We start from the raw sequence: 24,532 nt of genomic DNA, 5'->3' as shown, positions 1-24,532 counted from the left end.
GCTGGCGCCTCCGTTACCACGTTGCTACTGCGGTGCTACGCTGCCTTGGCGAGATGCTGCAAGGTCGCCTGCAGTTGCTGCTCCAGCTTGTCCGCATGGGCATAGCCCGGGCTGATTTCATACAGCCCGTCCGCAGTCTCCAGCAGCAGCGCGGGGAAGCTGCGGATGCCCAGCGAACGCACATGCGAGAACTCGGCCGCCGTGACGGCGATGGCCGACGCGCTGTCCCATTCCGCATGCAGCGCAGCCGCCGTCACCGCGTGGCCATCCTTCGCCAGCGCCGCCGCTGCCACCTCCGCCAGCACCTTGCCGTCGGTGGTATCCAGGCCATCGACGTAGAAGGCGTGCTGCAGGGCGCGGAACACGGCCAGCTGGTCCGCCTGCGGCGCCACGCGGCGCGCCGCCACCACCGCGCGGCAAACCGGCTCGGTGTCGTAGACGAAGTTCTCGCGCGCCAGGAAAGCGGCGCGGTTGAACGGCAGGCCGCTGGCCTCTTCAACCCGGGCCCAGTGGCCCAGGCGGAACTGCTTGCCCGTGGCGTCCAGCAGGTCGGTGGCGCCGGCGCGCACGCCGCCCACCAGGATCTGCAGCTCCAGTTCGGGGTGGCGCTGCGTCAGCTGCGCCAGCTCCTTGCCGAAGCCGTAGCACCACGAACACATCGGGTCGCCGGCGAAGACCAGTTTCATGACTTGTCCCCCAGCTTGGCCGCCGCGCGCGCCGCCGCTTCGCGCGCGCGCATGGTGACCACGTTCTCGCGGTTCACGCCCCAGCTGTCCATCTCCACTTCGTCGATGATGACGAAGGTGGTGGCCGGATTCTTGTTCAGCACGCGCTGCAGCAGGTCGGTTGCGCCTTCGATCAGCTGCAGCTTCTGATCAGGGGTGACGCCTTCCTTGGTCACGCGGATATTTACGTACGGCATGGTGATTCTCCTTGAGGTAGGGTTGAGGTTGGCTTACCAGGTACCGGCCGCTGCGCCGCCGTCGACCACGGCCACGGTGCCGCTGACGAAGGACGAGCCGGTCAGATAGAGCACGGCGTTGACGATGTCGTCGGTCTCGCCGATGCGGTTACTGGGCGACAGGCCTTTCAGGAAGTTCTGCGTGCCTTCGTCGGTGCCGTGCATCGGGGTGCGGATGATGCCGGGCGCCACCGCGTTGACCTGCACATTGGCGCCGGCCAGTTCGATCGCCAGGCCGCGCGTGGCGTGGTTCAGGCCGCCCTTGATCAGGATCGGCAGCAGCGCGTTGACCTTGGCGTTGGGCTGCTCGGCGATGGACGCGGTGATGGTGACGATGTGGCCGGCCTTATTGGCGCTCATGTGGCGCGCAGCCTGCTGCGACGGGTAAAAGAAGCCCATCAGGTTGGTGCCGACGATGGTGTTGACTTCTTCTTCGGTGTACTCGCCCACCGCTTTCGGCAGGAAGATGCCGGCGTTGTTGATCAGGATGTCCACTTTGCCGAAGGCGGCAATGGCCTTGGCGAACAGGGCGGCGGCGGTGGCGGCCAGCGCGATGTCGCCGGGCACTTGCAGGAAGTTGGCCGGGTTGCCCAGCTGGGCGGCGGCGGTCTGCAGGCCGTCGGCGCTGCGGGCGTTGCCGACCACGTTGTAGCCGCGCTCCAGGTAGGCCTTGGCGATGGCAAAACCGATGCCGCTCGATGCGCCGGTGACGATGACGGTTTTGGCGGCGTTGCTGCTGTTGGTAGTGGTGCTCATGGTGTGCTCCAGTTCAGTTTGAGAGGGTTACCGCTGGGTTTGTCTGCGGCATGGACACACTTTACTTATTCCATAGATGGCGATAAATGGCTAATATGGAACATGACTTAATACACGGTGTAATCTATGCAGCGTAACTTCGACGAAATGCAGCTCGGCACGATCGAGCTCTTCTGCCAGGCGGCGGAACTGGGCAGTTTTACGGCGGCGGCCAACCTGAGCGGCGTGACGCCGGCGGCGGTGAGCCGCTCGATCGCGCGGCTGGAGGAGCGGCTGGGGGTAAGGCTGTTCGTGCGCACCACGCGCCAGATCCGGCTCACGGACGGCGGCCAGCGCTACTACGAGCAGTGCCGCGAGGCGCTGGACCGGCTGCTGGAAGCCGAGCGCGAAGTGACGGGCGCGCAGAAGGCGCCGGCCGGGCCGCTGCGCATCAGCGTGCCCACGCCTTACGGCCACTACCGGCTGCTGCCCATGCTGCCGGAGTTCCGCGCGCTGTATCCAGAGGTGACGGTGCAGGTCCACATCAGCAACCGCAATATCGACTTCGCGGAGGAAAGCTACGACATGGTGGTGCGCGGGCGCGACCCGGCCGATTCATCGCTGATCGCGCGCAAGCTGGAGGATGCGGAACTGGTGCTGGTGGCGGCGCCGGCCTACCTGAAGCGGGCCGGCACGCCCAAGTCGCTGGAGGATCTGCATCAGCACGAATGCATCCAGTTCGACCTGCCCAGCAGCGGGCGCAAGATTCCGTGGCAGTTCAAGGTAGAGGGCAAACAGGTCGACCTGATGACCAGCGGCGGCTACACCTGCGCCGAAGATGTGCTGGGCATTGTGACCCTGGCGCGCGCGGGCGCGGGGCTGGTGCAGACCTACCGCTACATCGTGGAGCGCGACCTGGCGGAGGGCTCGCTGGTGGAGCTGCTGCCGCAGTTCGGCGGCACCTCGCGGCCCTTCATCCTGCTGTATCCGCACGCGCGCCACTTGTCGCTGCGGGTGCGCGCCTTCGTCGACTTCATGACCGCGCGGCTGGGGCAGCGGGGCTGAAGGGCCAGGCCGCAGCGTCAGCCTTGGCGGCGCATTTAGCGTGCAGGTTGCCGGCCGAAGCTGATGGCCGACAACTCGCGCACCTGTGGTTGCCAGATGCTTATTTGCGGTAGGCGGCGGTGGCGCGGCCGAGGTTGTCCTCGATGGCGCCGGGCTGCTGCAGGCCTTGCTCCACCAGCGCTTTCAGGCGCTGCTGGGTGGCGGGCCGCTTGACCGAGGCGATGAAGGCGTCCCAGCCCGGCTGCATTTCAGCGTCCGGCGGCAGGCTGGCCAGGTTCACCAGCGCCTTGGTGTCGACAATGGCGGCACGCTCGAAGGAGGCGATGCGGCGCGCCATGGTGTCCACAAAGGCGTCCAGCTCGGCGTCCGGCAGCGAACGGTTGACGTAGCCGTAGCGCTCGGCCACGTCGCCGTTGATGTCGTCCGACGCGACCAGGATCTCCAGCGCGCGGCCGCGTCCCACCAGGCGCGGCAGGCGTGCCATCGGGCCGCCGCCCGCCACCAGGCCGGCGCCCACTTCCCATTGCGACAGCACGGCCTTCTCGCGGCTGGCGAAGCGCATGTCGGTGGCCAGAATCAGCTCGCTGCCGATGCCGGTGGCGCGGCCGCGTATCGACGAGATGGTGACGATGGGCAGGCGGGCGATGCGCACCATGATGTCCGGCACCGGGTGCATGCCGGTAGGGCCGGGCGCCATGCCGGTGGAGTCTTCCAGCGGCGTGAGCAGGTCGTAGTGGGCGATGAAGCTGCCCGGGACCGCGCTGTCGAACACCACCACCTGCACTTGCTGGTCCGCTTCGATCGCTTCCACGATCTTGACCAGCTCGCGCACCTCTTTCGGGCCAACGATGTTCAGCGGCGCGTTGGCGAAAGTGACTTTCCAGTAGGCCGGCGTGACGCGGGTCAGGCGGATTTTCGCGTCCGGCGCTTCGGCGCCGATGGGGGCGGCGCTGGCGGCAGCCACTTTCGGCACGGCGGCTTTCGGTGCAGCAGCCTTGGCGGCGCCGGCGAAGCCGGCGGCAAAAGTGACGGCGGCGAAGGCGCCGGTCAGCGCGGCGGCCGCGCGCTTCATGGTGGAGTTCATGACGGTTCTCCTTTCAGGCAAGACGTGCGGTGACTTGACGGATGCGTTCGCCGAACAGGCGCGCGGTCTTCAGGTCGCCGGCCGGGATCTCGTCCACCGACGCGTCCGACGGCGTGGCGGTGGCCAGGCCGGCGAAGGAGGACAAGTAGTTCACGTCATCGCGGTGCGCGCTCTTGGCGTTGCTCGGCATCATGCCAGTGCCGGCCCACAGCATGCCGTGCTGCTGCGCCAGGGTGAACAAGGTGTACAGCGTGGTCTGTTTGTCGCCCGCCACCGAGGCCGAATTGGTGAAGCCGGCCGCCAGCTTGTCCTTCCAGCCCTGCTTGAACCACACCGACGAGGCGGTGTCGGCGAAACGCTTGAACTGCCAGCTCACGTTGCCCATGTAGGTGGGCGAGCCGAAGATGATGGTTTGTGCGTTGGCCAGCAAGTCCCAGCCGGCTTCAGGCAGCTGGCCTTCGGCGTCGATGGCCAGCAGGGTGCCCTGGCTGCCTTCGGCAACTGCCTCGGCGATCTTGGTGGTGTGGCCGTAGCCGCTGTGGTACACGATGACGATGTTCGAGCTCATGGTTTTCTCCAGAATTGTGATGTTGGGCTTAATTGCTGCCGCCGTTTCCGTTCGGCATGGAACCACTATAGTTGTTCCTAACCGCGACATAAATCCCAAAATCAGCAATTCATTTGATACACCATGTAATTAATTGAACGCTAGAAGGCATGCCATATGCCAGTTTTCCGTACGCCGTGTCTAGCTCGGCGCTGGAACGGCAATTTGGTTTGACACATCCCGACTCGCCTCAGCGAAGACCGGGCAACACTGCCTCTGGTATCCCATTCCCATTACGGCGGCATCATGGCAATTGACGTGTATCTGCAAATCGATGGCATCAAGGGTGAGTCGGCGGACATTGCGCACCAAGGCTGATCGAGATTACCTCCGCGCACTGGGGCGTGTTTCAGCCCGAGAGCGCTACTGCATCAACCGCCGGCGGCGACACCGCTGAACACTGCGAGCACACCTGATGTACCGCGGTTGCTAAGATGTACAGCGGAGCTTTGATTAGCGAAGGAATTGTGCCCGCCGACGGTATTCCGCGTCATCTAGGAATTTCACCTCGCGACGTAGAGAGGCTTTGCCATTTACGAGAAAACTACTTTGATACACCAGCCGAAGTGCTAGAACTCGCTACGCTGCGCGCAGCGAGAGCAGTGGAAAAATGCCCCACCATACTGACCGCAATGCTGGATCTGTGGTGTCATCCGCAAAATTCAAAAAGTAAATCGGGCGTCAGGCTCGAGCTCTAGCAGGATCAAGTATCGTTCCGATGCCCGGTGTGAGCCAGGTCAATCTTCCCGATGGCGGAGCACAACATCGCTGAAGGCTAAGAAGTCATTTAAATGGTTTGTAACAATGGCCACTGTAATGGCCGACTGCAATGCCTGATAGTCATGGACCGCGATGTTGCGGAAGCCAACCATACGTTTCATAACGTCGCTCAGCGGTGCGTCGATCCACCCCGCCTGGTACAGCAGGGTGAACACATCGCGCGAACTCTGCGGTACACCCAGCCCCTCCCGGCGGATCAAATGCTGCCCCACATCCAAGGCGGCCTCGCAGGCTCTTTGAATATTCAGGATGGCGGCATCATGGCGGGTGTGGTCGCTGGTGAAGGTGGCGGGATCTTTCGCATACTCCTCGCGCGCCCGCGCCACGCAGCGCTCTATGGTGGCGGCCTTGTTGATAACGACGTCATCGCCTCTGCGCTGTTCTGCCATACACCTTGCCCTCGCATTGAATATCCCGCAGTAATCCAGCCCGGCCCTCGTCCAGCTTGGTTTTTTCGCTCAAAACCACACACTCAAACAGTCCGGCCTGGGCATCCTTTGCCCACAGCCGTCTGCCGGTAGTGATGACCTGGTACTGCATCACGGTCGAGACCTCGCGCAAGTCGAGCAGATCGACGTCGTGGTCGAGCCGGATGGCCAGTGTCTGAGCCAGGTCCCAGGCTTGCAGAGGTGGCACCTTACCAGCTACCAGGACTGCCAGGTCAAGATCGCTGTCCAGCGACGCCGTACCATGCACGCGGCTGCCGAAGGCGTACACCGCCAGCAGGTTCGGCAAGGCCGCTTGCAAGATGGCGACGATCTCGCCTTCAGATACCGAAGTCATTCGTGCTGGTATTGCCGCCGTCATGCTGGCTCCAAAAAAGAGAAAAGCGGACGATGCCGGGGCATGGTCCGCTTAGTCAGCAAGTGCGCGGCATGTGCGCGGCATCGCGCGGCGCGGATCAGGTCCGCGCCTTAGCCATTAAACCACAACGCACTGGTGTTCGCCTTCCGCCGAGGCGCGGATGGCGCCGATGCGGTAGACGGTTTCGCCTGCTGCTTGCAGCTGCGCCATGGCGGCGTCCGCATTCTCGGCCGAGACGATCACCGTCATACCGATGCCGCAGTTGAACACGCGGTGCATTTCAGCGTCGGCCACGCCGCCGTGCTGCTGCAGCCACTGGAACAGCGGCGGCAGGGTCCACGACTTGCCGTCCAGCTCGGCGGTCAGGCCAGGCTGCAGCACGCGCGGGATGTTTTCCACCAGGCCGCCGCCGGTGATGTGCACCAGGCCTTTGACTTCCATCGACGCCATCAGCGCCAGCAGCGGCTTGACGTAGATGCGGGTCGGCTCCATCAGCACGTCGGCCAGCTTGCGGCCGTGGAAGTCGCCTTCCAGGTCCGGCTTGGCCACTTCGATGATCTTGCGCACCAGCGAGTAACCGTTGGAGTGCGCGCCCGACGAGGCCAGGCCCAGCACCACGTCGCCCGGGACGATCTTGGTGCCGTCGATGATTTTCGATTTTTCCACCACGCCCACCGCGAAACCGGCCAGGTCGTATTCGCCGGCCGGGTACATGCTCGGCATCTCGGCGGTTTCGCCGCCGATCAGCGCTGCGCCGGACTGCTCGCAGCCCTTGGCAATGCCCTTGATGACGTCGGTCGCCTGCGGCACGTCCAGCTTGCCGCACGCGAAGTAGTCCAGGAAGAACAGCGGCTCGGCGCCCTGCACCAGAATGTCGTTCACGCTCATGGCCACCAGATCGATGCCCACCGTGTCGTGGCGGTTCAGCTCGAAAGCCAGCTTGAGCTTGGTGCCCACGCCGTCCGTGCCGGACACCAGCACCGGCTCCTGGTACTTCTTGCTGATCTCGAACAGCGCGCCGAAGCCGCCGATGCCGGCCATCACGCCTTCACGCATGGTGCGCTTGGCAAACGGCTTGATCGCTTCGACTAAAGCGTCGCCCGCGTCGATATCGACGCCGGCGTCACGGTAGGACAGGGAAACATTAGAAGGTTGGCTCATGGTGTATTTCGCAGCGGAGGCGGTAAAATAGAAGGCGGTGGCCGGAATTCGTGCATTTGTGACGCAAAACCCGGCAAGTCCGCTATTTTATCAAAATGCCCCGTCAACCTGCCGTTTTTACGAAAAACATCTTCCCCACATGCCATTTCCCCTCTCGGTCGAACAAAAACAAACGGCATTCTGGGTAGTTTTATGGCTGGCATTCGGCGTGTTGCTGGTGGCCCTGGGCCCCGTGCTCACCCCCTTCCTCGCGGCGGCCATCATCGCCTACGCGCTCAATCCCGGCGTGGACCGCATCGACCACCTGCGCCTGGGCCGCTTCGACGTGCCGCGCCCGCTGGCGGTGGTGGTCGTGGTGCTGCTGTTCTTCTGCGCCGTGCTGTCGCTGGTGCTGATCGTGGTGCCGGTGCTGCAGACCGAGATCCCGCTGCTGCAGGCGCAGATCCCGGCCTTCCTGGCCAAGGCCAACGACGTGCTCAGCCCGCGCCTGCGCGAGATGGGCATCAAGGTGCAACTCGACAGCGCCGGCATCAAGAAGCTGGTGTCGCAGCAAATGGTCACCAGCGGCGACGAGATCTGGACCGCCGTGCTGGCCTCGGCGCGCGTCGGCGGCACCGCCGTGCTGGGCTGGATCGCCACCGTGGTGCTGGTGCCGGTGCTGCTGTTCTACCTGCTGCTGGACTGGCACCAGATGATCGCCCGCATCGCCGGCGCCGTACCGCGCCGCTACATCGGCGCCACCGTGGCCATGGCCGAGGAAGTCGACACCCTGCTGGCCCAGTACCTGCGCGGCCAGCTGCTGGTGATGGTGGTGCTGGCGGTGTACTACTCGACCTGCCTGGCCATCGCCGGCTTCGACGTGGCCCTGCCGGTGGGCATCCTGACCGGCCTGCTGGTCTTCATCCCCTACCTGGGCTTCGGCCTGGGCCTGGTGCTGGCGCTGATCGCCGCCGTGTTACAGTTCACCGACTGGAGCGGCGTGGTCGCCGTGGCCATCATCTACGGCGCCGGCCAGGTGATCGAGGGCTTTTTCCTCACCCCGCGCCTGGTGGGCGAGCGTATCGGCCTCAATCCGCTGGCCGTGATCTTCGCGCTGCTGGCCTTCGGCCAGCTGTTCGGCTTTGTCGGCGTGCTGCTGGCCCTGCCCGCCTCGGCCATCCTGATGGTGGCCTTTAAGCATCTTCGCAGCCACTACTTGCGCAGCAGCTTTTATAATGCGTAGTGTGAAGACGAATTTAACAACCGCGGGACGCGAGCCATGAAGCAACTGGTGCTGGATTTAGGCGCCGAGCCTGTGCTCACCCTCGATTCCTTCGAAGTGGGGCAAAACGCCGAGGTGGCCGCGCTGATGCGCGAGTTCGCCGGCCGCAGCTCGCGCGAGCATTTCGCCTACCTGTGGGGCGACATCGGCGCCGGCAAGAGCCACATCCTGAAAGCGCTGGGCGCCCTGGAAGGGGCGCGCTACATCACGCCGTTCTCGATCGAATCCGAATTCGTCTACTCGCCGGAAGTGGACCTGTACCTGCTGGACGACTGCGAAAAGCTCTCGCCGCTGGCCCAGATCGACGCCTTCGCCCTGTTCAACGAGATCCGCGCCAACAACGCCTTCATGGTGTGCAGCGGCGCCGTGGCGCCGGCCGTGCTGCCGGTGCGCGAGGACCTGCGCACGCGCATGGGCTGGGGCCTGATCTACCGCCTGCACGGCCTGACCGATGATGAAAAGGTTGCCGCTTTGACCACGGCGGCGGCCGCCCGCGGGTTGACGCTGTCGCCCGGCGTGTTACCCTATTTGCTTTCGCATTACCGGCGCGACATGCGCTCGCTGTCGGAAATGCTGGACGCGCTAGACCAATATTCCCTTGAAACCCAACGTCCCATTACCCTGCCGCTGCTGCGCGAATGGCTGCAGGCGGAAGCGAAAGAATGATGAACCTGGCCCTGTTTGACCTCGACCATACCCTGCTGCCCATCGATTCGGACTACGAATGGGGCCAATTCCTGTGCCGCATCGGCGCAGTCGACGCGCAGGCCTTCGCGGCCCGCAACCAAGCCTTCTTCGAGCAATACCAGGCCGGCACGCTGGACCCGGTGGAATACCTCGAATTCTCGCTCGGCACCCTGGCCGGCTTCCCGCGCGCCAAGCTGGACGAGATGCACGCGCAGTTCATGCGCGAAGTGATCGCCCCGGCCATCCGCCCAACCGCGCGCGCGCTGCTGCAAAAGCACCTGGACGCCGGCGACCTGGTGGCCATCGTCACCGCCACCAACCACTTTATCACCGCGCCCATCGCGCAAGCGCTGGGCATCGAGCACCTGATCGCGGCCATGCCGGAAGTGGCGGCCGACGGCAGCATCACCGGCAAACTGGTGGGCACCCCCACCCAGGGCCACGGCAAGGTGGTGCACACCAAGGCCTGGCTCGAAAAACTGGGCAAGCGCCTGGAAGACTTCGAGACCGTGTATTTCTACAGCGACTCGCACAACGACATCCCGCTGATGTCGGTCGTCACCCACCCGGTGGCCACCAATCCGAACGCCGCACTGACCAGCCACGCCGCCGAACAAGGCTGGCCAACGATAAAACTATTCAATGATTAAGAAATTGATCCGCAAAATCCTCGGCGTCAAAGAAGCTCCCGCACGCGACACCAGCGTGCCGGTGATCCTGGGCGCCAACCAGCACGGCATCGACCCGCGCCTGCTGTCCTCCAACGCCGTGCGCGTGACCAGCACCCTGCAGGAAGCGGGCTACCAGGCCTTCGTGGTCGGCGGCGCCGTGCGCGACCTGCTGCTGGGCGTGAAGCCGAAAGACTTCGACATCGCCACCGACGCCACGCCCGAGCAGGTGAAACGCCTGTTCCGGCGCGCCTTCATCATCGGCAAGCGCTTCCAGATCGTGCACGTGATGTTCGGCCAGGACCTGCTGGAGGTGACCACCTTCCGCGGCCCGTCGATCGAGAACGCGCCGAAAGATGAACACGGCCGCGTCCTGCGCGACAACACCTTCGGCAGCATGGCGGAGGACGCCGAGCGGCGCGACTTCACCATCAACGCCATGTACTACAACCCAGCCAACGAGGAAGTGTGGGACTACCACGGCGGCATCGAGGACATCCGTGCCAGGACGCTGCGCATCATCGGCGTGCCGGAAGCGCGCTACCGCGAAGATCCGGTGCGCATGCTGCGCGTGACGCGCTTCGCCGCCAAGCTGGGCTTCCAGATCGAGCCGGGCACGCGCGAGCCCATCACCGTGATGGCACCGTTGATCAACAATGTGCCGCCGGCGCGCGTGTTCGACGAGATGCTCAAGCTGCTCATGTCGGGCCAGGCACTGGCCTGCCTGCTGCAGCTGCGTAAAGAAGGCCTGCACCACGGCCTGCTGCCGCTGCTGGACGTGGTGCTGGAACAGCCGCTGGGCGTGAAGTTCGTGACGCTGGCGCTGGACTCGACCGACAAGCGCATCCACGCCGGCAAGACCGTCTCGCCGGGCTTCCTGTTCGCATCGCTGCTGTGGCACCAGGTGCTGGAGAAATGGAACGCCTACAAGGCGGCCGGCGAATTCCCGATCCCGGCGCTGCACCTGGCGGCGGACGACGTGCTGGACTCGCAGACCGAAAAACTGGCCCTGCAGCGCAAGATCGGTTCCGACATGCGCGACATCTGGTCGATGCAGCCGCGCTTCGAGCGCCGCACCGGCAAGAACCCATACAAGCTGCTGGAACACCTGCGCTTCCGCGCCGGCTACGACTTCCTGCTGCTGCGCTGCGCCTCGGGCGAGATCGACGCCGAACTGGGCGAATGGTGGACCGCCTTCTACGACGGCGACGAAACCGAACGCGAACAGCTGGTCGCTGGCCTGAGCCACGGCGGCGCGGCAGCCGGCGGCGCGAAACGCAAGCGTCCTCCACGCCGTGGCGGCCGCAGCAAAGGCGAAGGCAGTGAAGGCGGCGGCGAGTCGGGCCAGAGCGGCCAGGGTAGCCAGGACGGCTACGGCGACAACGAATACAGCGGCACCAGCCATGCCGACGCCGGCCGGGCCGGCGGCCGGGCGGCCGGCGGCGCGCAGGCGGAAGCCGGCGCTGACGCAGGCGCCGATACCGCGCCGCGCGAACCGCGTCCACCGCGCTCGCGTGCGCCGCGCGCGCCCCGCAAGCGCGCCCCTGCCGGCGCCGAGTCCGGCAGCGGCGGCAACGACAGCGAATGAACGCCGTGCCGAGCCCCGTGCGCACCACCGCCTACATCGGCATCGGCGCCAACCTGGGCGACGCGCAGGCCAACGTGCAGGACGCCATCGCGCGCCTGCGCGCCCTGCCCGGCTGCACAGTGAGCGCCGTGTCCTCGCTGTACCGCACCGCCCCGATCGACTCCAGCGGCGACGACTACATCAACGCCGTCGCCTGCCTGGAAACAGAGCTGGATGCGGAAGCGCTGCTGCAGGCGCTGCAAGCGATCGAGCTGGCCCACGGCCGCGAGCGCCCCTACCGCAATGCCCCGCGCACGCTGGACCTGGACGTGCTGCTCTACGGTCAGCAGGAAATCAGGACACCCGCGCTGCAGGTGCCGCATCCGCGCATGTGCGAACGCGCCTTCGTCATCGTGCCGCTGCTGGAAATCGCCGGCAACATCGCCATCCCCGGCCGCGCCCCGGCACGCTGCTATGAATCCGCCGTCGCAGACCAGGCCATCACCAGGCTGTAAGCCCACCATGCAAACACTCCTGCTCCTCGCCGCTTCCAACATTTTCATGACCATCGCGTGGTACTGGCACTTGAAGGGCGGGATGAACAAGCCGCTGTTCACGGTCATCATGATCAGCTGGGCCATCGCGTTCGTGGAGTACTGCCTGGCGGTGCCGGCCAACCGGATCGGCTTCGCCAGCGGCTGGAGCGCGGGGCAGCTGAAGGTGACGCAGGAGGCGATTGCGCTGATCGTGTTCGGCGTGTTCATGGTGACCGTGCTGGGCGAGCCGGTGAGCTGGCGCCACCTGGCGGCGTTCGGCTGCATCATGGCGGCCGTGGCCTTCCTCTTTGTCGGCAAGTAGCGGCAAGTAGCGGCAAGCAGGGGCAAGTAGTGGCCGCCATCTATTTCCGTTTTCCGCGCTGAAAAGAAAGTTCGTTCGCAGGTAGAATACGCGGTTTGGCGGCAGGGATTACACTGGCGCCACCGGAATTACACTACTTGAGGAATCCCATGTCTGGTTATTTGCAAGGTAATGAAATGGCGGGCAGCGCTCCGGTGCCGGCCGCTGGCACGAGCTCTGGCGCACCGGCGGCTGCCGCGCCGTCAAAGCCTGTGGCGCAGAAGGCGGTCACCATCCCCGCGCTGAACGCGCGCAAGGCCGCCGGCGACAAGATCACCATGCTGACCTGCTACGACGCGAGCTTCGCTTCGCTGATGGACCGCTGCGGCGTGGAAGTGCTGCTGATCGGCGATTCGCTGGGCATGGTGTGCAACGGCCTGGATTCGACGCTGCCGGTGACGCTGGATGAAGTGGCTTACCACACCAGGGCTGTCGCGCGCGGCAACAAGTCGGCGCTGGTGCTGGCCGATATGCCGTTCGGCACATACGCCAACCCGCAGCAGGCTTTCGACAACGCGGTCAAGCTGATGCAGGCCGGCGCGCACATGGTGAAGATCGAGGGCGGCGCCTGGCTGGCCGAGACCGTGAAATTCCTCACCGAGCGCTCGGTGCCCGTTTGCGCGCACCTTGGCCTGACGCCGCAGTCGGTGCACCAGCTGGGCGGCTACAAGGTGCAGGGCAAGACCACCGAGAGCGCGGAGCTGCTGAAGGCGGATGCGCTGAAGCTGCAGGCAGCCGGTGCCGCGATGGTGGTGCTGGAGGCGATTCCCACGCAGCTGGGCAAGGAAGTGACCGAGCTGCTGACCATGCCGACCATCGGCATCGGCGCCGGTCCGGATTGCTCGGGACAGGTGCTGGTGATGCACGATCTGCTGGGCGTGTTCCCGGGCCGCAAGGCGCGCTTCGTGAAGAACTTCATGGAAGGGCAGACCAGTATCGACGCGGCGGTCGGCGCGTATGTGGCGGCGGTCAAGGATGGGTCGTTCCCGGCGCTGGAGCACTGCTTTTAGGCGCGGGCAGCGGCGGGTTACGAGCCTGCGGCTCTAACCCGCCCTACGTGCCCGCGTTACCGTGGCGGGCAAGGTCGTAGGGCGGGTTAGCGCTTGCGCGTAACCCGCCGGGCGCTAGCCTATCTGTATCCACGTGGTTTTCAGCTCGGTGTACTTGTCGAAGGCGTGCAGCGACTTGTCACGGCCGTTGCCGGACTGTTTGTAGCCGCCAAAGGGCACGGTGATATCGTCGCCATCGTACTGGTTCACGTGCACCGTGCCCGCACGCAGCGCCCGCGCCACCTGGATCGCCTTGCTCATGTCGGCGCTCCACACCGCCGCCTGCAAACCGTAGGGCGTGGCGTTGGCCTGCTTCACGGCGTCCTGCACGTCGCTGAAGCTGAGCACCGACAGCACCGGCCCGAATATCTCTTCCTGCGCGATCTTCATGCCGCTGTCCACCTGGTCGAACAGGGTCGGCGCCACATAGTAGCCGCCGCTTTGTGCGCGCTCCTGCGCGCCGCCTGCCAGCAGGCGCGCCCCGCCATGCTTGCCGGCTTCGATATAGCCCAGCACCGTTTTCATCTGCACTTCGTCCACGATGGCGCCCATCACGGTGGCCTCGTCCAGCGGGTCGCCCGGCTGGTAGCGCGGCACCATGGCCAGCGCCTTCTCGATGAACGCGTCCTTGACCGACTCTTCCACGAACAGCCGCGAAGGCGCATTGCAGCTTTCACCCTGGTTGAAATAGATGGAGCCCACCGCCGCCGCCACCGCCGCATCCAGGTCCGGGCAGTCGGCGCAGACGATGTTGGCGGACTTGCCGCCCAGCTCAGTCCAGGCGCGCTTCAGGTTCGACTGTCCGGCCATCTGCATGATCTGCTTGCCCACCCGCGTGGAGCCGGTGAAGGCGATGCAGTCGACGTCCATGTGCAGCGCCAGCGCGCTGCCGGCCTCGTTGCCGTAGCCCGGCAGCACGCTGAACACGCCGGCGGGAATGCCGGCCTGCAGCGCCAGTTCGGCCAGCCGCAAGGAGGTCAGCGGCGCTTTCTCGGACGGCTTGAGCACCACGCTGTTGCCGGCCGCGAGCGCCGGGGCAATCTTCCAGGCGGCCATGATCATCGGGTAGTTCCAGGGGATGATGGCGCCCACCACGCCCACCGGTTCGCGCGTGATCAGCGCGAGGCTGCTGCTGGCGGTCGGGGCGATTTCGTCGTACACCTTGTCCACCGCTTCGCCGTACCAGCGGATGCAGTTGGCGGCCGAGCCCACGTCCACGCTCTGGCTGTATTTGATGGGCTTGCCCATGTCCAGCGTTTCCAGCAGCGCCAGTTCGGCGGTGTTTTGCTGGATCAGGTCAGCGAAGCGTATCAGTACGCGCTTGCGTTTGGCGGGCGGCATGCCGGACCAGCGGCCGTCCTCGAAGGCGGCGCGGGCGGACTGCACGGCGGCGTCCACGTCGGGCGCACCGCAGCGGGCCACGGCGGCCAGCTTGCGGCCGTCGATGGGGGAGTGTTTGTCGAACTGCTGCTCGGTGCGGGACCAGGCGCGCTCTCCGTTGATGAAGGCGCGGCCGTCGATGTTCAGCGCAAGTGCGCGCTCGTGCCAAAGTGCGTCTGCCATGCTGGGCTCCTTGTCGTTTGGGGGACGCGGCGCTGGCGGGTTACGGCGCTTTGCGCCTAACCCGCCCTACGTTGCTGCGTGGGCGCGGCCGGTTCCATACGATTTTACGCCTTGGCGGCGTGGGCGACTTGTTTCATTCGTGCGCGCTGGGTGCGCGCCATGATGACGCTGGAGGCGATCACCGCCACCGTGACCACCAGGATGGTGATGGCCGCCACCGCGTTGACGCGCGGGTCCAGGCCCAGGCGGGCGCGCGAGAAGATCACCAGCGGCATGGTGGACGAACCGGGGCCGGACAGGAAGGCGGACAGCACCACGTCGTCCAGCGACAGGGTGAAAGTCAGCAGCCAGGCCGAGGCCAGCGCCTGCTTGATGTTGGGCAGGGTCACCAGGAAGAACACCTGGTGCGGGCGGCAGCCCAGGTCCATGGCCGCCTCTTCCAGCGACTTGCTCATCTCCTGCAGGCGCGATTGCACCACCACGGTGGCGTAGGCCATGCCCAGCAGGGTGTGGCCGATCCAGATGGTGCTGAGGCCGCGCTCGGGGAAGCCGAACATCTTCTGCACCGACACCAGCATCAGCAGCAGCGACAGGCCGATGATCACTTCCGGCATCACCAGCGGCGCGCTGGCCATGGCCGAGAACAGGGTGCGGCCGGCGAAGCGGCGGTAGCGGTTCAGCACGAAGGCGGCAAAGGTGCCCAGCACCACGGACGAGCAGGCGGTGAGGAAGGCGATGCGCAGCGAGAGGCCGAAGCCGGAAATGATTTCGGCGTCGTTCATCAATTCGCCGTACCACTGGGTGGAAAAGCCGGTCCACACCATGTCCTGGCGCGAGCTGTTGAACGAGAACACCACCAGCACGATGATGGGCAGGTAGAGGAACAGGTAGCCCAGCGAAAGCCAGCCGCGGCCAAACCAGCGCGGGATCGATGCACCCTTCATTTGCGGCCTCCTTCGCCTTGTTCGGCCTGGTATTTGTTGAGGATGGCCATCGGCACCAGGATCAGCAGGATGACCACCACGGTGACGGAAGACGCCATCGGCCAGTCGTTATTGGTAAAGAACTCGTCCCACAGCACGCGGCCTATCATCAGCGTTTCCGGGCCGCCCAGCAGCTCGGGGATGACGTACTCGCCCACCGCGGGTATGAACACCAGCATGGAGCCGGCAATGATGCCGGACTTCGACAGCGGCACCGTGATGCGCCAGAACGCCTGCCACGGCGTGGCGCCCAGGTCGGCCGCCGCTTCCAGGAAGCGCAGGTCCATCTTGGCCAGGTTGGTGTACAGCGGCAGTATCATGAACGGCAGGTAGGCGTACACCATGCCGATCACCAGCGAGAACGAGGTATTCATCATGTGCAGCGGCTCGGCGATCACGCCGCTGGACATGAGGAAGTGGTTCAGGATGCCCTGGTTGGCCAGGATGCCCTTCCAGGCGTAGATGCGCAGCAGGAAGGAGGTCCAGAACGGCAGCATCACCATCATCAGCAGCACCGGGCGCAACGAGGGCCTGGCGCGCGCCATGAAGTAGGCGAAGGGGTAGCCGATCAGCAGGCAGCAGGCGGTGGTGATGGCGGCGTACTTGAGCGAGCTGAGATAGGTCAGCACGTACAGCTCGTCGGCCGCGATGAACAGGTAGTTCGATACCTTGATCTTGATGTCGACGATGCCGTCGGCGTAGGTGGCCAGGGTGCCGAAGGGATTGCCGGCATCGACCTCCGTGAAGCTGATGCGCGCCACGATCAGGAAGGGGATCAGGAAGGCACCGATCAGCCACAGGTAGGGCACGGAGATGACGGCGCTGCGGCCGTTCAGCCAGCGCAGCGTCAGCAGGTCTTTGAAGAATGTGAACATGGAGCGCCCCTGCCGGTCAACGGGTCAACACGACAACGTCGCTGCCGTCCCACCATGCGTGCACGCGCTGGTCGCGCTGCAAACGGGCTTCGGCGTGGCGCGCGGAATTGGTGCGCGCCACCTTGAGCTGCATGCCGCTGTCCAGCTTCACCTGGTAGTGGGTTTCGTTGCCGAAGTAGGAGATCGCGGCGATCACGCCTTGCACGCAGTTGTGGCCGTGCTCCTCCACCTTGGCGCGCTGCGACATGGTGGGCGCGTTCGGCTGCAACACGATCTTCTCCGGGCGCACCGCCACGCCCACTTCCATCTTGTCGGTGCCGGTGATGCCGTGGCTGACGTAATGCGTGGTCTCGTCCGTTTCAATGATCACATAGCCCGGCTGGTCTTCGATCACGCGGCCTTCAAACAGGTTGACCGAGCCGATGAAGTCGGCCACGAAGCGGCAGTTCGGCGTTTCGTAGATCTCGCCCGGCGCGCCCACCTGCAGGATGCGGCCTTCGCTCATGATGGCGATGCGGGTGGCCATGCTCATGGCTTCGTCCTGGTCGTGCGTCACCATCACGCAGGTCACGCCGACCTGTTCGATGATGTTCACCAGTTCGACCTGGGTCTGCTCGCGCAGTTTCTTGTCCAGTGCCCCCAGCGGCTCGTCCAGCAGCAGCAGCTGCGGGCGCTTGGCCAGGCTGCGCGCCAGCGCCACGCGCTGCTGCTGGCCGCCGGAGAGCTGGTGCGGCTTGCGCTTGCCGTAAGCCGACAGCTGCACCAGCGACAGCATCTTGTCCACGCGGTCGGCGATCTGGTCTTTCGGCAGGCCGTCGCGGCGCAGGCCGAAGGCGATGTTGTCCCACACCGACAGGTGCGGGAACAGCGCGTAGGACTGGAACATCATGTTGATGGGGCGCTCGTACGGCGGCGTGCTGATGATGTCCTGCCCGCCCAGCGTGATGGCGCCCGAGGTCGGCGTTTCGAAGCCGGCCAGCATGCGCAACAGGGTCGATTTGCCGCAGCCCGAACTGCCCAGCAGCGCGAAGATTTCGCCCTTGTTGATCGTCACCGACACGTCGTTTACGGCGCGCACGCCGTCGAAATCCTTGACCAGATTGCGGATTAACAGAAAGGGCTGGCCAGCGTCGGCGGGGTGGGCTGTCGTCATATTGGCGAATTGATAATCTTAATCGGGATGCACGCGCGCGGCAAATCCGCACGGCAAAAGACGTGATTATAAATGCAGCATATCGAGGAAGACTACCAAAATGCAGGCGGGTTACGCACTCCGTGCTAACCCGCCCTGCAAAACCGCCGCCTGCCGCCCATTCACACCCAGCCCTTCGCGCGAACTTCTTGCAGGGTCAGGTCCAGCGCGCGGCGGATCAGCGCCACCATCTCGTCGATCTGCGCGTGCGTCATCACCAGCGGGGGGGCGATGATCATGCGGTCGCCCACGGCGCGCATGATGATGCCGGTGCTGAACATGTGGGCGCGGCACAGCATGCCCACGCCCTGGGCCGGGTCGAAACGCACCTGGTAGTGCACGTTTTCCGCCTTGCGCCTGACCAGGTTGAGGCCTGCCATGAAGCCGCAGGTCTCGGCCGTGCCGACCAGCGGGTGTTCGGCCAGCGTGCCGAAAGCGCGCTTCAGATAGGCGCCGGCATCGTGCGCCACGCGCTCGACCAGGCCTTCGTCCTCGATGATGCGCAGGTTTTCCAGCGCCGCCGCGCACGCCACCGGGTGGCCCGAGTAAGTGAAGCCGTGATTGAAGTCGCCGCCCTGCCCGATCAGCACGTCGGCCACGCGGTCGCTCACCAGCACCCCGCCCAGCGGCACGTAGCCGGAAGTGACACCCTTGGCGAAGGTGATCAGGTCCGGCTTGAACGGTTCGGAGGCGAACCAGCGGCCCAGCCGCCCGAAGCCTGTGATGACTTCGTCGGCGATCAGCAGGATGCCGTACTTGTCGCAGATGCGGCGGATCTCGGGCCAGTAGCTGTCCGGCGGGATGATGACGCCGCCCGCGCCCTGCACCGGCTCGCCGATGAAGGCGGCCACCTTGTCCGGCCCCACTTCCAGTATCTTGGCCTCCAGCCAGGAGGCGGCGCGCAGGCCGAATTCGTCCGGGGTCAGGCCTGCGCCGTCGTCGTAGTAATTGGGCTGGCCGATGTGGACAATGCCGGGAATCGGCAGCCCGCCCTGCTCGTGCATGCCGCTCATGCCGCCCAGCGAGGCGCCCGCCATGGTGCTGCCGTGGTAGGAGTTGTGGCGGCTGATGATGACATGGCGCTCCTTGAAGCCCAGCAGGTCCCAGTAGCGGCGCACCATGCGCACGTTGGTGTCGTTCGCCTCGGAGCCGGAGCCGGTGAAGAACACGCGGTTGAAACCGGCCGGCGCCAGCTGCGTCAGCCGCGCCGCCAGCTGCACGGCCGGCACATTGGTGGTGTTGAAGAAGCTGTTATAGAACGGCAGCGTCTCCATCTGCTCGTACACGGCCTTCGAGATGCTGGTGCGGCCGTAGCCCACCGCCACGCACCACAGGCCGGACATGCCGTCCAGGATCTTGTTGCCCTCCGAATCCCACAGGTAGATGCCTTCGCCGCGCAACATCACGCGCACGCCCTTCTCGCCCAGCGCCTTGTGGTCGGTAAAGGGGTGCATGTAGTGGGCGTGATCCTGCCGCTGGATGGTCTTGGTGTCCGTCATGGCGGCCTCTCCTTAAACGTGCAGCAGCAGGTGTTCGCGTTCCCATGGGCTGATCACCTTCATGAACTCCTGGTGCTCCACGTCCTTGATGGCGGCGTACACGTCGATGAAGCGGTCGCCCAGCACTGCGCGCAGCTTGTCCTCCTTGCGCAGCGCGGCCAGCGCCTCCGGCAGGCCTTGCGGCAGTTCGTACTTCATGTCGTAGGCGCTGCCGGTGGTGGCCGGCGTGGGTTCGATCTGCTCGGTCATGCCGAGGTAGCCGCAGGCCAGCGTGACAGCCAGCGCCAGGTAGGGATTGGCGTCCGCGCCGATGATGCGGTTTTCGATGCGGCGGTCCTGCACGCCGGATTCGGGCACCCGGAACCCCACGGTGCGGTTGTCCACGCCCCACTGGATGTTGATCGGCGCGGCCGTGTGGCGCACCAGGCGGCGGTAGGAGTTCACGTAGGGCGCCACGATGGCCATGGCGGACGGCATGTAGCGCTGCAGGCCGCCGATGTAGTGCTTGAACACGGCGGCCGGCGAGCCGTCCTCGTTGCTGAAGATGTTGCGGCCGGTCTTGCCGTCCACCACGCTCTGGTGCACGTGCATGGCCGATCCCGGCTCGCCCGCCATGGGCTTGGCCATGAAGGTGGCGTACATGTCGTGCTTGAGGGCGGCCTCGCGCAGGGTGCGCTTGAAGAAGAACACCTTGTCGGCCAGGCCGAGCGGGTCGCCGTGCAGAAAGTTGATCTCCATCTGGCCGGCGCCGATCTCGTGGATCAGGGTGTCCACGTCCAGGCCCATCAGGTCGCAGTAGTCGTAGATGTCCTCGAACAGCGGGTCGAACTCGTTGACCGCATCGATGCTGTAGATCTGGCGGCTGGTTTCGGCGCGGCCGCTACGGCCGATGGGCGCCTTGAGCGGCAGGTCGGGATCGATATTCTTGGCGGTCAGGTAGAACTCCAGCTCGGGCGCCACCACCGGCTTCCAGCCGCGCTCCGCGTACAGCTTGAGCACGCGCCGCAGCACGGTGCGCGGCGCGAAGTCCACCAGCGCGCCGTCGGCGAAGTAGCAGTCGTGAATCACCTGGGCGGTGGGGTCGGTGGCCCATGGCACCATGGTGATGGTGGTGGGGTCGGCCTTGAGGATCATGTCGCGGTCGGTGGCCGAGATGGCGCGGTCGTAGGCCGCGTCGTCGGTGGGATAGTTGCCGGTCACGGTCATGCCCAGCACCGCTTCCGGGATGCGCATGCCGCGCTCCTGCGTGAATTTCCCGCGCGGCAGGATCTTGCCGCGGGCGACGCCGGTCAGGTCGGGGACCAGGCATTCGATTTCGGTGACCCGTTTCTCATTGAGCCACAAGTCCATATCGGTGTAGGTAAAATTTTCGCGAATTGCCATGGGGACGCTTTCTAAAGTCTTGATCTGACACGGCCGGTTGCGGGCCGCGCTGGCGGGTTACGGCTTGGCCTAACCCGCCCTACGGAATGCGTTCCTGGTAGCTACGGCATGCCTGCCCGAAGGCTTTGAACATCTTCATTGAATCCTGGTTGGCGGCAGCCTGCCATTCAGGGTGCCACTGCACCGCCAGCGTAAAGCCTGGCGCGGTGGCGACGGTGCAGGCTTCCACCAGCCCGTCGTCGGCGGTAGCTTCCGCCACCAGCCCGGGTGCGAGGCGGTCCACGCCCTGGCCGTGCAGGGAGTTGACCATGATCTCGCGCGCGCCATCGAGGATGTGCGCGAGCTTGCCGCCCGGCGCGATATGCACGCGGTGCGCCGGGCCGTACTGTTTTTCGAGGGGATCGTCAGGCAGGTCGCGGTGGTCCATCATGCCGGACACTTCCTGCACTGCCTGGTGCAGGGAACCGCCCAGCGCCACGTTGAGTTCCTGGAAGCCGCGGCAGATCGCCAGCAGCGGTATGCCGCGCTTGAGGGCGGCGCGTATCAGCGGCAGCGTGGTGGCGTCGCGCGCGTGGTCCTGCGGCAGTTCCAGGTTGAGCACTTCCTGGCCGTACAGGATGGCCTGCAGGTTGGAGGCCGAGCCGGTGAGCATGATGCCGTCGGCGGCCGAGAGCACGGCCTCGAAATCGGTCTGCTCGCCCAGCGCGGGCAGGATGAGCGGCATGCACCCTGCCCCCTGTACAACGGCGTCGATGTACTTGGAATGCACGGCATGGTCGGGATGGGTTCCGATGTGCCGCGTGCAGGCGGGGACGATGACAATGGGCCGGCGCATGGCTTCAGTCTCTATGAAGAGGCCTCCGTTTAAGCGATAAGCCAATTTATCACATTTCCCGAATTCCGATCATGACGCAGAGCACATTTGCCGCGAAGCTACACTTCGCGGCCACGGACCGAGGCCAAGCCCAAGCTTACGCCGGAGCGTCCGCCACCATCTCCAGCCGGGTTTCGGCCAGCAGTTTTTTCAGCTCCGGCACGCAGGAGCCGCAGTTGCCGCCCGCTTTCAGGCAGGCCGTCACTTCCGGCACCGACTTCAGGTCCTGCTCGCGGATGGCCGAGCAGATGGTGTTGCGGCCCACGCCGAAGCAGGAGCACACGGTGGGGCCGACGTCCACGCCCTTCTTCAGCGGGCGGCCGATCAGCAGGCTGGCGCGGTCGGCGTCCGCCAGTTCCTCCTCGGCGAACAGGCCGGCCAGCCAGCTGCGCGCCGGCAGGTCCAGGCGCGGCGACAGGAAGATGCACTGCTCGATGCGGTCATCCACCACGTGCACCGCGCGGTACATGCCCTCGGTGCGGTCGGCGTATTCCAGCCAGTCCGCATCCGGGTCCTGCACGCCCAGCAGCTCGCGCGCCCATTCGCTGAAATCGGCGATGCTGTTGCGGCCCGCCAGTTCGTAGCGTGCGAATTCCCTGCCCTGGATGCGGGTCCAGTGCGCCACGCTGTCCAGGTCCAGCTCCGTGCGGCTCAGGATGAAGGCGTGCCAGCTCACGCGGAACTGCTCGATGCGCACCGGCGTATGCTTGAACTCGGGCTCGCCCGAGACCGGGTCCACCACCGGGTTGACCACGCCGCCCACGCGCGCGTCCGACGACGTCTGGCCGCTCCAGTGGATGGGAATGAAGACGCCGCCGCGCGCGATGCCGCCGCCGTGCTGCACGCGCGCCACCATGGAGCCCCACTGGCTGCTCACGCGCGCCAGCTCGCCTTCGCGCACGCCGTGGATCAGCGCGTCCTGCGGATGCATGTCGATGAACGATTCGGGCACGTGGTCGGCCAGCTTGGCCGAACGGCCGGTGCGCGTCATGGTGTGCCACTGGTCGCGCACGCGGCCGGTGTTCAGCGACAGCGGGAAATCCTCGTCGACCTGGTGCACCGGCAGGCGCGGCACGGTGGCGATGAAGCGCGCCTTGCCGTCCGGGTGCGAATAGCGGCCGTCCTCGAACAGGCGCGCGGTGCCGCCGGTGCCCGCGTGCTCCAGCACCGGCCACTGGACCGGGGCCATGCCGTCGTAAGCGCTGCGGCCCATGCCGGCCAGGCCGCCGATGTTGAACACGCGCGGCAGGTCGCCGGCGCTGTTGCGCCATGCGCTCAGGCGGGCGTGCTCGTCGAATACCTCATCCGCGCCGGCGAAATCGAAGCCGGCGTAGCCCATGCGCTGGGCGAAGCGGGCAATGATCCACCAGTCGCCGCGCGCCTCGCCGGGAGCCGGCAGGAAGGGGCGCTGGCGCGACACGCGGCGTTCGGAATTGGTGACCGTGCCGTCCTTCTCGCCCCAGCCCAGCGCGGGCAGCAGCACGTCGGCATAGGCGTTGGTGTCGGTGTCCTGGATGATGTCGGAGGCCACCACCAGCTCGCACTTGGCCAGCGCGCGCCTGACCTGGTCCGCGTTCGGCAGGCTGACCACGGGATTGGTGGCCATGATCCATACCGCCTTCACGCGGCCCGATTCGATGGCCTCGAACAGGTCCACCGCCTTCAGGCCCGGCTTGTCCGCCATGCGCGGCGCATCCCAGAAGGTCTGCACCGCGTCGCGGTGGGCCGCGTTGTCCAGGTCCATATGCGCGGCCAGCATATTGGCCAGGCCGCCCACTTCGCGCCCGCCCATGGCGTTCGGCTGGCCGGTGATGGAGAACGGCCCCATGCCCGGCTTGCCGATGCGCCCGCCCACCAGGTGGCAGTTGATGATGCTGTTGGCCTTGTCCGTGCCGGCCGAGGACTGGTTCACGCCCATCGAGAAGGCGGTGATGACCTTGGCGGTGGCGGCGAAGGATTCATAGAATTCCATCAGCGCGCCCAGGCTGATCTTGCAGGCCTTGGCGACGGCGGCCGGATCGGCGCAATCGACTTCGGCGGCGGCCAGGGCGGCCTCGAAGCCGCTGGTGTGGGCCGCCACATAGTCCGGATCGACCGCGCCGATGCGCGACAGGTAGCTCAGCAGGCCATTGAACAGCCACACGTCCGTGCCGGGCTTGACCGGCAGGTGCAGGTCGGCCAGTTCGCAGGTGGCGGTGCGGCGCGGATCGACCACCACCAGCTTCAGGTTGGGGCGCTTCTCGCGCTCGCGCGCGATGCGCTGGAACAGGATGGGATGGCACCAGGCCATATTGGAGCCCACCAGCACGATCATGTCGGCCAGCTCCAGGTCTTCGTAGCAGACCGGCACCAGGTCTTCGCCGAAGGCGCGCTTGTGGCCGGCCACGGCGGACGACATGCACAGGCGCGAGTTGGTGTCGATGTTGGCGCTGCCGACGTAGCCTTTCATCAGCTTGTTGGCCAGGTAGTAGTCTTCCGTGAGCAGCTGGCCGGAGACGTACAGCGCCACCGCGTCCGGGCCGTGCTCGGCGATGACGGCCTGCCATTTGTCGGCCACCTGGTCCAGCGCCTCGTCCCAGGACACGCGGCGCAGCGCATCCGAACCCCGTTCATCACGCACTTGCGGATAGAGCAGGCGCCCTTCCAGTCCCACGGTCTCGCCCAGCGCCGAACCCTTGACGCACAGCTTGCCCAGGTTGGCCGGATGGTCCTGGTCGCCGGCCACCGCAACGGTGCCGTCGCCGTTCGGCGTGGCCTTCACGCCGCAGCCTACGCCGCAGTACGCGCAAGTGGTTTGGACCGACAGATTATCTTGGGACAGGTTCACGATGGTTCTC

24 protein-coding genes and 1 pseudogene are annotated in these 24,532 nt (G+C 65.7%); 9 read left to right on the top strand and 16 right to left on the bottom strand.

Translation table 11 applies throughout. From position 1 onward, the window contains the following. Positions 1–35 precede the first annotated feature (35 nt). Genes ASC94_RS24120 through ASC94_RS24110 form a run of 3 tightly spaced genes read right to left on the bottom strand, consistent with a single transcriptional unit; the run spans position 36 to position 1,717 of the window. A complete protein-coding gene (locus ASC94_RS24120) occupies positions 36–686 on the bottom strand; it encodes a DsbA family protein (protein ID WP_056401902.1) in 651 nt (216 codons plus the stop codon). Then, positions 683–922 (bottom strand): 4-oxalocrotonate tautomerase family protein, encoded by a 240-nt coding sequence (locus ASC94_RS24115; protein WP_056401899.1) that lies wholly within the window; start codon positions 920–922, stop codon positions 683–685. The genes ASC94_RS24120 and ASC94_RS24115 overlap by 4 nt, the downstream gene beginning before the upstream one ends. A 33-nt stretch (positions 923–955) precedes the next feature. Next, entirely contained in the window at positions 956–1,717 is a 762-nt protein-coding gene (locus ASC94_RS24110; RefSeq protein WP_056401896.1) for an SDR family NAD(P)-dependent oxidoreductase, read from the bottom strand. Positions 1,718–1,843: 126 nt separating this feature from the next. Here ASC94_RS24110 and ASC94_RS24105 point away from each other — a divergent pair, with 126 nt between their 5' ends. After that, positions 1,844–2,761 carry a LysR family transcriptional regulator gene (locus ASC94_RS24105; protein ID WP_056401893.1) on the top strand — a complete coding sequence of 306 codons (918 nt, stop codon included), beginning with the start codon at positions 1,844–1,846 and terminating at the stop codon, positions 2,759–2,761. Positions 2,762–2,861: 100 nt separating this feature from the next. Here the strand turns inward: ASC94_RS24105 and ASC94_RS24100 are convergent, their stop codons facing one another. Further along, a complete protein-coding gene (locus tag ASC94_RS24100; RefSeq protein WP_229417388.1) occupies positions 2,862–3,845 on the bottom strand; it encodes an enoyl-CoA hydratase/isomerase family protein in 984 nt (327 codons plus the stop codon). A gap of 13 nt (positions 3,846–3,858) precedes the next feature. Further along, the gene (locus ASC94_RS24095) at positions 3,859–4,413 is read right to left on the bottom strand and encodes a flavodoxin family protein (protein WP_056401889.1); all 555 of its coding nucleotides are present in this window, start codon (positions 4,411–4,413) and stop codon (positions 3,859–3,861) included. A gap of 285 nt (positions 4,414–4,698) precedes the next feature. Here ASC94_RS24095 and ASC94_RS33875 point away from each other — a divergent pair. After that, positions 4,699–4,862 (top strand): annotated as a pseudogene (locus tag ASC94_RS33875) (type VI secretion system tube protein Hcp); the annotation flags it as partial. A gap of 327 nt (positions 4,863–5,189) precedes the next feature. On the opposite strand, the gene ASC94_RS24090 reads toward ASC94_RS33875, so the two are convergent. The 3 genes from ASC94_RS24090 to purM form a co-directional block, all read right to left on the bottom strand. Beyond that, positions 5,190–5,621, bottom strand: coding sequence for a DUF86 domain-containing protein (locus ASC94_RS24090; RefSeq protein ID WP_056401886.1), 432 nt, complete (start codon positions 5,619–5,621; stop codon positions 5,190–5,192). Next, on the bottom strand, positions 5,596–6,039 hold the full coding sequence (locus ASC94_RS24085) for a nucleotidyltransferase domain-containing protein (protein WP_229417387.1): 444 nt from the start codon (positions 6,037–6,039) through the stop codon (positions 5,596–5,598). The genes ASC94_RS24090 and ASC94_RS24085 overlap by 26 nt, the downstream gene beginning before the upstream one ends. A 114-nt stretch (positions 6,040–6,153) precedes the next feature. After that, a complete protein-coding gene (gene purM, locus ASC94_RS24080; RefSeq protein WP_056401880.1) occupies positions 6,154–7,197 on the bottom strand; it encodes a phosphoribosylformylglycinamidine cyclo-ligase in 1,044 nt (347 codons plus the stop codon). 139 nt (positions 7,198–7,336) lie between these two features. On the opposite strand from purM, the gene ASC94_RS24075 reads away from it, so the two are divergent. The 7 genes from ASC94_RS24075 to panB all read left to right on the top strand — a co-directional run bounded on the left by ASC94_RS24075 (position 7,337) and on the right by panB (position 13,287). Continuing rightward, positions 7,337–8,419 (top strand): AI-2E family transporter, encoded by a 1,083-nt coding sequence (locus ASC94_RS24075; RefSeq protein WP_056401876.1) that lies wholly within the window; start codon positions 7,337–7,339, stop codon positions 8,417–8,419. A gap of 36 nt (positions 8,420–8,455) precedes the next feature. Continuing rightward, the gene (gene hda, locus ASC94_RS24070) at positions 8,456–9,124 is read left to right on the top strand and encodes a DnaA regulatory inactivator Hda (protein ID WP_056401873.1); all 669 of its coding nucleotides are present in this window, start codon (positions 8,456–8,458) and stop codon (positions 9,122–9,124) included. Beyond that, the gene (locus tag ASC94_RS24065; protein ID WP_056402459.1) at positions 9,124–9,795 is read left to right on the top strand and encodes an HAD family phosphatase; all 672 of its coding nucleotides are present in this window, start codon (positions 9,124–9,126) and stop codon (positions 9,793–9,795) included. The genes hda and ASC94_RS24065 overlap by 1 nt, the downstream gene beginning before the upstream one ends. Next, the gene (gene pcnB / locus ASC94_RS24060; protein WP_082616804.1) at positions 9,788–11,401 is read left to right on the top strand and encodes a polynucleotide adenylyltransferase PcnB; all 1,614 of its coding nucleotides are present in this window, start codon (positions 9,788–9,790) and stop codon (positions 11,399–11,401) included. Before ASC94_RS24065 ends, pcnB begins: the two co-directional genes overlap by 8 nt. Next, entirely contained in the window at positions 11,398–11,895 is a 498-nt protein-coding gene (folK, locus tag ASC94_RS24055; RefSeq protein ID WP_056401870.1) for a 2-amino-4-hydroxy-6-hydroxymethyldihydropteridine diphosphokinase, read from the top strand. The genes pcnB and folK overlap by 4 nt, the downstream gene beginning before the upstream one ends. A gap of 7 nt (positions 11,896–11,902) precedes the next feature. Next, a complete protein-coding gene (locus ASC94_RS24050) occupies positions 11,903–12,238 on the top strand; it encodes a DMT family protein (protein WP_056401868.1) in 336 nt (111 codons plus the stop codon). Between the two features lie 176 nt (positions 12,239–12,414). Then, complete coding sequence (panB, locus tag ASC94_RS24045) at positions 12,415–13,287, top strand: 3-methyl-2-oxobutanoate hydroxymethyltransferase (protein WP_056401865.1); 873 nt, start codon at positions 12,415–12,417, stop codon at positions 13,285–13,287. 114 nt (positions 13,288–13,401) lie between these two features. Here the strand turns inward: panB and ASC94_RS24040 are convergent, their stop codons facing one another. From ASC94_RS24040 to ASC94_RS24005, 8 genes are all read right to left on the bottom strand, one after another. Further along, positions 13,402–14,889: an aldehyde dehydrogenase gene (locus tag ASC94_RS24040; RefSeq protein ID WP_056401862.1), complete on the bottom strand. Its 1,488-nt coding sequence runs from the start codon at positions 14,887–14,889 to the stop codon at positions 13,402–13,404. 104 nt (positions 14,890–14,993) lie between these two features. Beyond that, on the bottom strand, positions 14,994–15,833 hold the full coding sequence (locus ASC94_RS24035) for an ABC transporter permease (RefSeq protein ID WP_056401859.1): 840 nt from the start codon (positions 15,831–15,833) through the stop codon (positions 14,994–14,996). Then, the gene (locus tag ASC94_RS24030) at positions 15,830–16,747 is read right to left on the bottom strand and encodes an ABC transporter permease subunit (RefSeq protein WP_056401855.1); all 918 of its coding nucleotides are present in this window, start codon (positions 16,745–16,747) and stop codon (positions 15,830–15,832) included. Before ASC94_RS24030 ends, ASC94_RS24035 begins: the two co-directional genes overlap by 4 nt. Before the next feature lie 16 nt (positions 16,748–16,763). Beyond that, on the bottom strand, positions 16,764–17,900 hold the full coding sequence (locus ASC94_RS24025; RefSeq protein WP_056401851.1) for an ABC transporter ATP-binding protein: 1,137 nt from the start codon (positions 17,898–17,900) through the stop codon (positions 16,764–16,766). Between the two features lie 161 nt (positions 17,901–18,061). Then, a complete protein-coding gene (locus ASC94_RS24020; RefSeq protein ID WP_056401848.1) occupies positions 18,062–19,438 on the bottom strand; it encodes an aspartate aminotransferase family protein in 1,377 nt (458 codons plus the stop codon). 12 nt (positions 19,439–19,450) lie between these two features. Then, complete coding sequence (locus tag ASC94_RS24015; protein WP_056401846.1) at positions 19,451–20,821, bottom strand: glutamine synthetase family protein; 1,371 nt, start codon at positions 20,819–20,821, stop codon at positions 19,451–19,453. 79 nt (positions 20,822–20,900) lie between these two features. Continuing rightward, on the bottom strand, positions 20,901–21,656 hold the full coding sequence (locus ASC94_RS24010) for a gamma-glutamyl-gamma-aminobutyrate hydrolase family protein (protein ID WP_056401842.1): 756 nt from the start codon (positions 21,654–21,656) through the stop codon (positions 20,901–20,903). A 136-nt stretch (positions 21,657–21,792) separates the two neighbouring features. Beyond that, complete coding sequence (locus ASC94_RS24005) at positions 21,793–24,522, bottom strand: nitrate reductase (protein WP_056401838.1); 2,730 nt, start codon at positions 24,520–24,522, stop codon at positions 21,793–21,795. Positions 24,523–24,532: the final 10 nt, after the last annotated feature.

The organism is Massilia sp. Root418 (genome assembly GCF_001425265.1).
In the GTDB taxonomy this organism is placed as follows: Bacteria; Pseudomonadota; Gammaproteobacteria; order Burkholderiales; family Burkholderiaceae_D; genus Rugamonas.
Note: the sequence above shows the minus strand (reverse complement) of the source record. Positions and strands in the feature narration are given on the sequence as shown.

Bases quoted from the DNA above. Each gene is read 5' to 3' on its own strand.
- ASC94_RS24120 (WP_056401902.1), bottom strand. From the start codon at position 686: ATGAAACTGGTCTTCGCCGGCGACCCGATGTGTTCGTGGTGCTACGGC.
- ASC94_RS24115 (WP_056401899.1), bottom strand. From the start codon at position 922: ATGCCGTACGTAAATATCCGCGTGACCAAGGAAGGCGTCACCCCTGAT.
- ASC94_RS24110 (WP_056401896.1), bottom strand. From the start codon at position 1,717: ATGAGCACCACTACCAACAGCAGCAACGCCGCCAAAACCGTCATCGTC.
- ASC94_RS24105 (WP_056401893.1), top strand. From the start codon at position 1,844: ATGCAGCGTAACTTCGACGAAATGCAGCTCGGCACGATCGAGCTCTTC.
- ASC94_RS24100 (WP_229417388.1), bottom strand. From the start codon at position 3,845: ATGAACTCCACCATGAAGCGCGCGGCCGCCGCGCTGACCGGCGCCTTC.
- ASC94_RS24095 (WP_056401889.1), bottom strand. From the start codon at position 4,413: ATGAGCTCGAACATCGTCATCGTGTACCACAGCGGCTACGGCCACACC.
- ASC94_RS24090 (WP_056401886.1), bottom strand. From the start codon at position 5,621: ATGGCAGAACAGCGCAGAGGCGATGACGTCGTTATCAACAAGGCCGCC.
- ASC94_RS24085 (WP_229417387.1), bottom strand. From the start codon at position 6,039: ATGACGGCGGCAATACCAGCACGAATGACTTCGGTATCTGAAGGCGAG.
- purM (WP_056401880.1), bottom strand. From the start codon at position 7,197: ATGAGCCAACCTTCTAATGTTTCCCTGTCCTACCGTGACGCCGGCGTC.
- ASC94_RS24075 (WP_056401876.1), top strand. From the start codon at position 7,337: ATGCCATTTCCCCTCTCGGTCGAACAAAAACAAACGGCATTCTGGGTA.
- hda (WP_056401873.1), top strand. From the start codon at position 8,456: ATGAAGCAACTGGTGCTGGATTTAGGCGCCGAGCCTGTGCTCACCCTC.
- ASC94_RS24065 (WP_056402459.1), top strand. From the start codon at position 9,124: ATGAACCTGGCCCTGTTTGACCTCGACCATACCCTGCTGCCCATCGAT.
- pcnB (WP_082616804.1), top strand. From the start codon at position 9,788: ATGATTAAGAAATTGATCCGCAAAATCCTCGGCGTCAAAGAAGCTCCC.
- folK (WP_056401870.1), top strand. From the start codon at position 11,398: ATGAACGCCGTGCCGAGCCCCGTGCGCACCACCGCCTACATCGGCATC.
- ASC94_RS24050 (WP_056401868.1), top strand. From the start codon at position 11,903: ATGCAAACACTCCTGCTCCTCGCCGCTTCCAACATTTTCATGACCATC.
- panB (WP_056401865.1), top strand. From the start codon at position 12,415: ATGGCGGGCAGCGCTCCGGTGCCGGCCGCTGGCACGAGCTCTGGCGCA.
- ASC94_RS24040 (WP_056401862.1), bottom strand. From the start codon at position 14,889: ATGGCAGACGCACTTTGGCACGAGCGCGCACTTGCGCTGAACATCGAC.
- ASC94_RS24035 (WP_056401859.1), bottom strand. From the start codon at position 15,833: ATGAAGGGTGCATCGATCCCGCGCTGGTTTGGCCGCGGCTGGCTTTCG.
- ASC94_RS24030 (WP_056401855.1), bottom strand. From the start codon at position 16,747: ATGTTCACATTCTTCAAAGACCTGCTGACGCTGCGCTGGCTGAACGGC.
- ASC94_RS24025 (WP_056401851.1), bottom strand. From the start codon at position 17,900: ATGACGACAGCCCACCCCGCCGACGCTGGCCAGCCCTTTCTGTTAATC.
- ASC94_RS24020 (WP_056401848.1), bottom strand. From the start codon at position 19,438: ATGACGGACACCAAGACCATCCAGCGGCAGGATCACGCCCACTACATG.
- ASC94_RS24015 (WP_056401846.1), bottom strand. From the start codon at position 20,821: ATGGCAATTCGCGAAAATTTTACCTACACCGATATGGACTTGTGGCTC.
- ASC94_RS24010 (WP_056401842.1), bottom strand. From the start codon at position 21,656: ATGCGCCGGCCCATTGTCATCGTCCCCGCCTGCACGCGGCACATCGGA.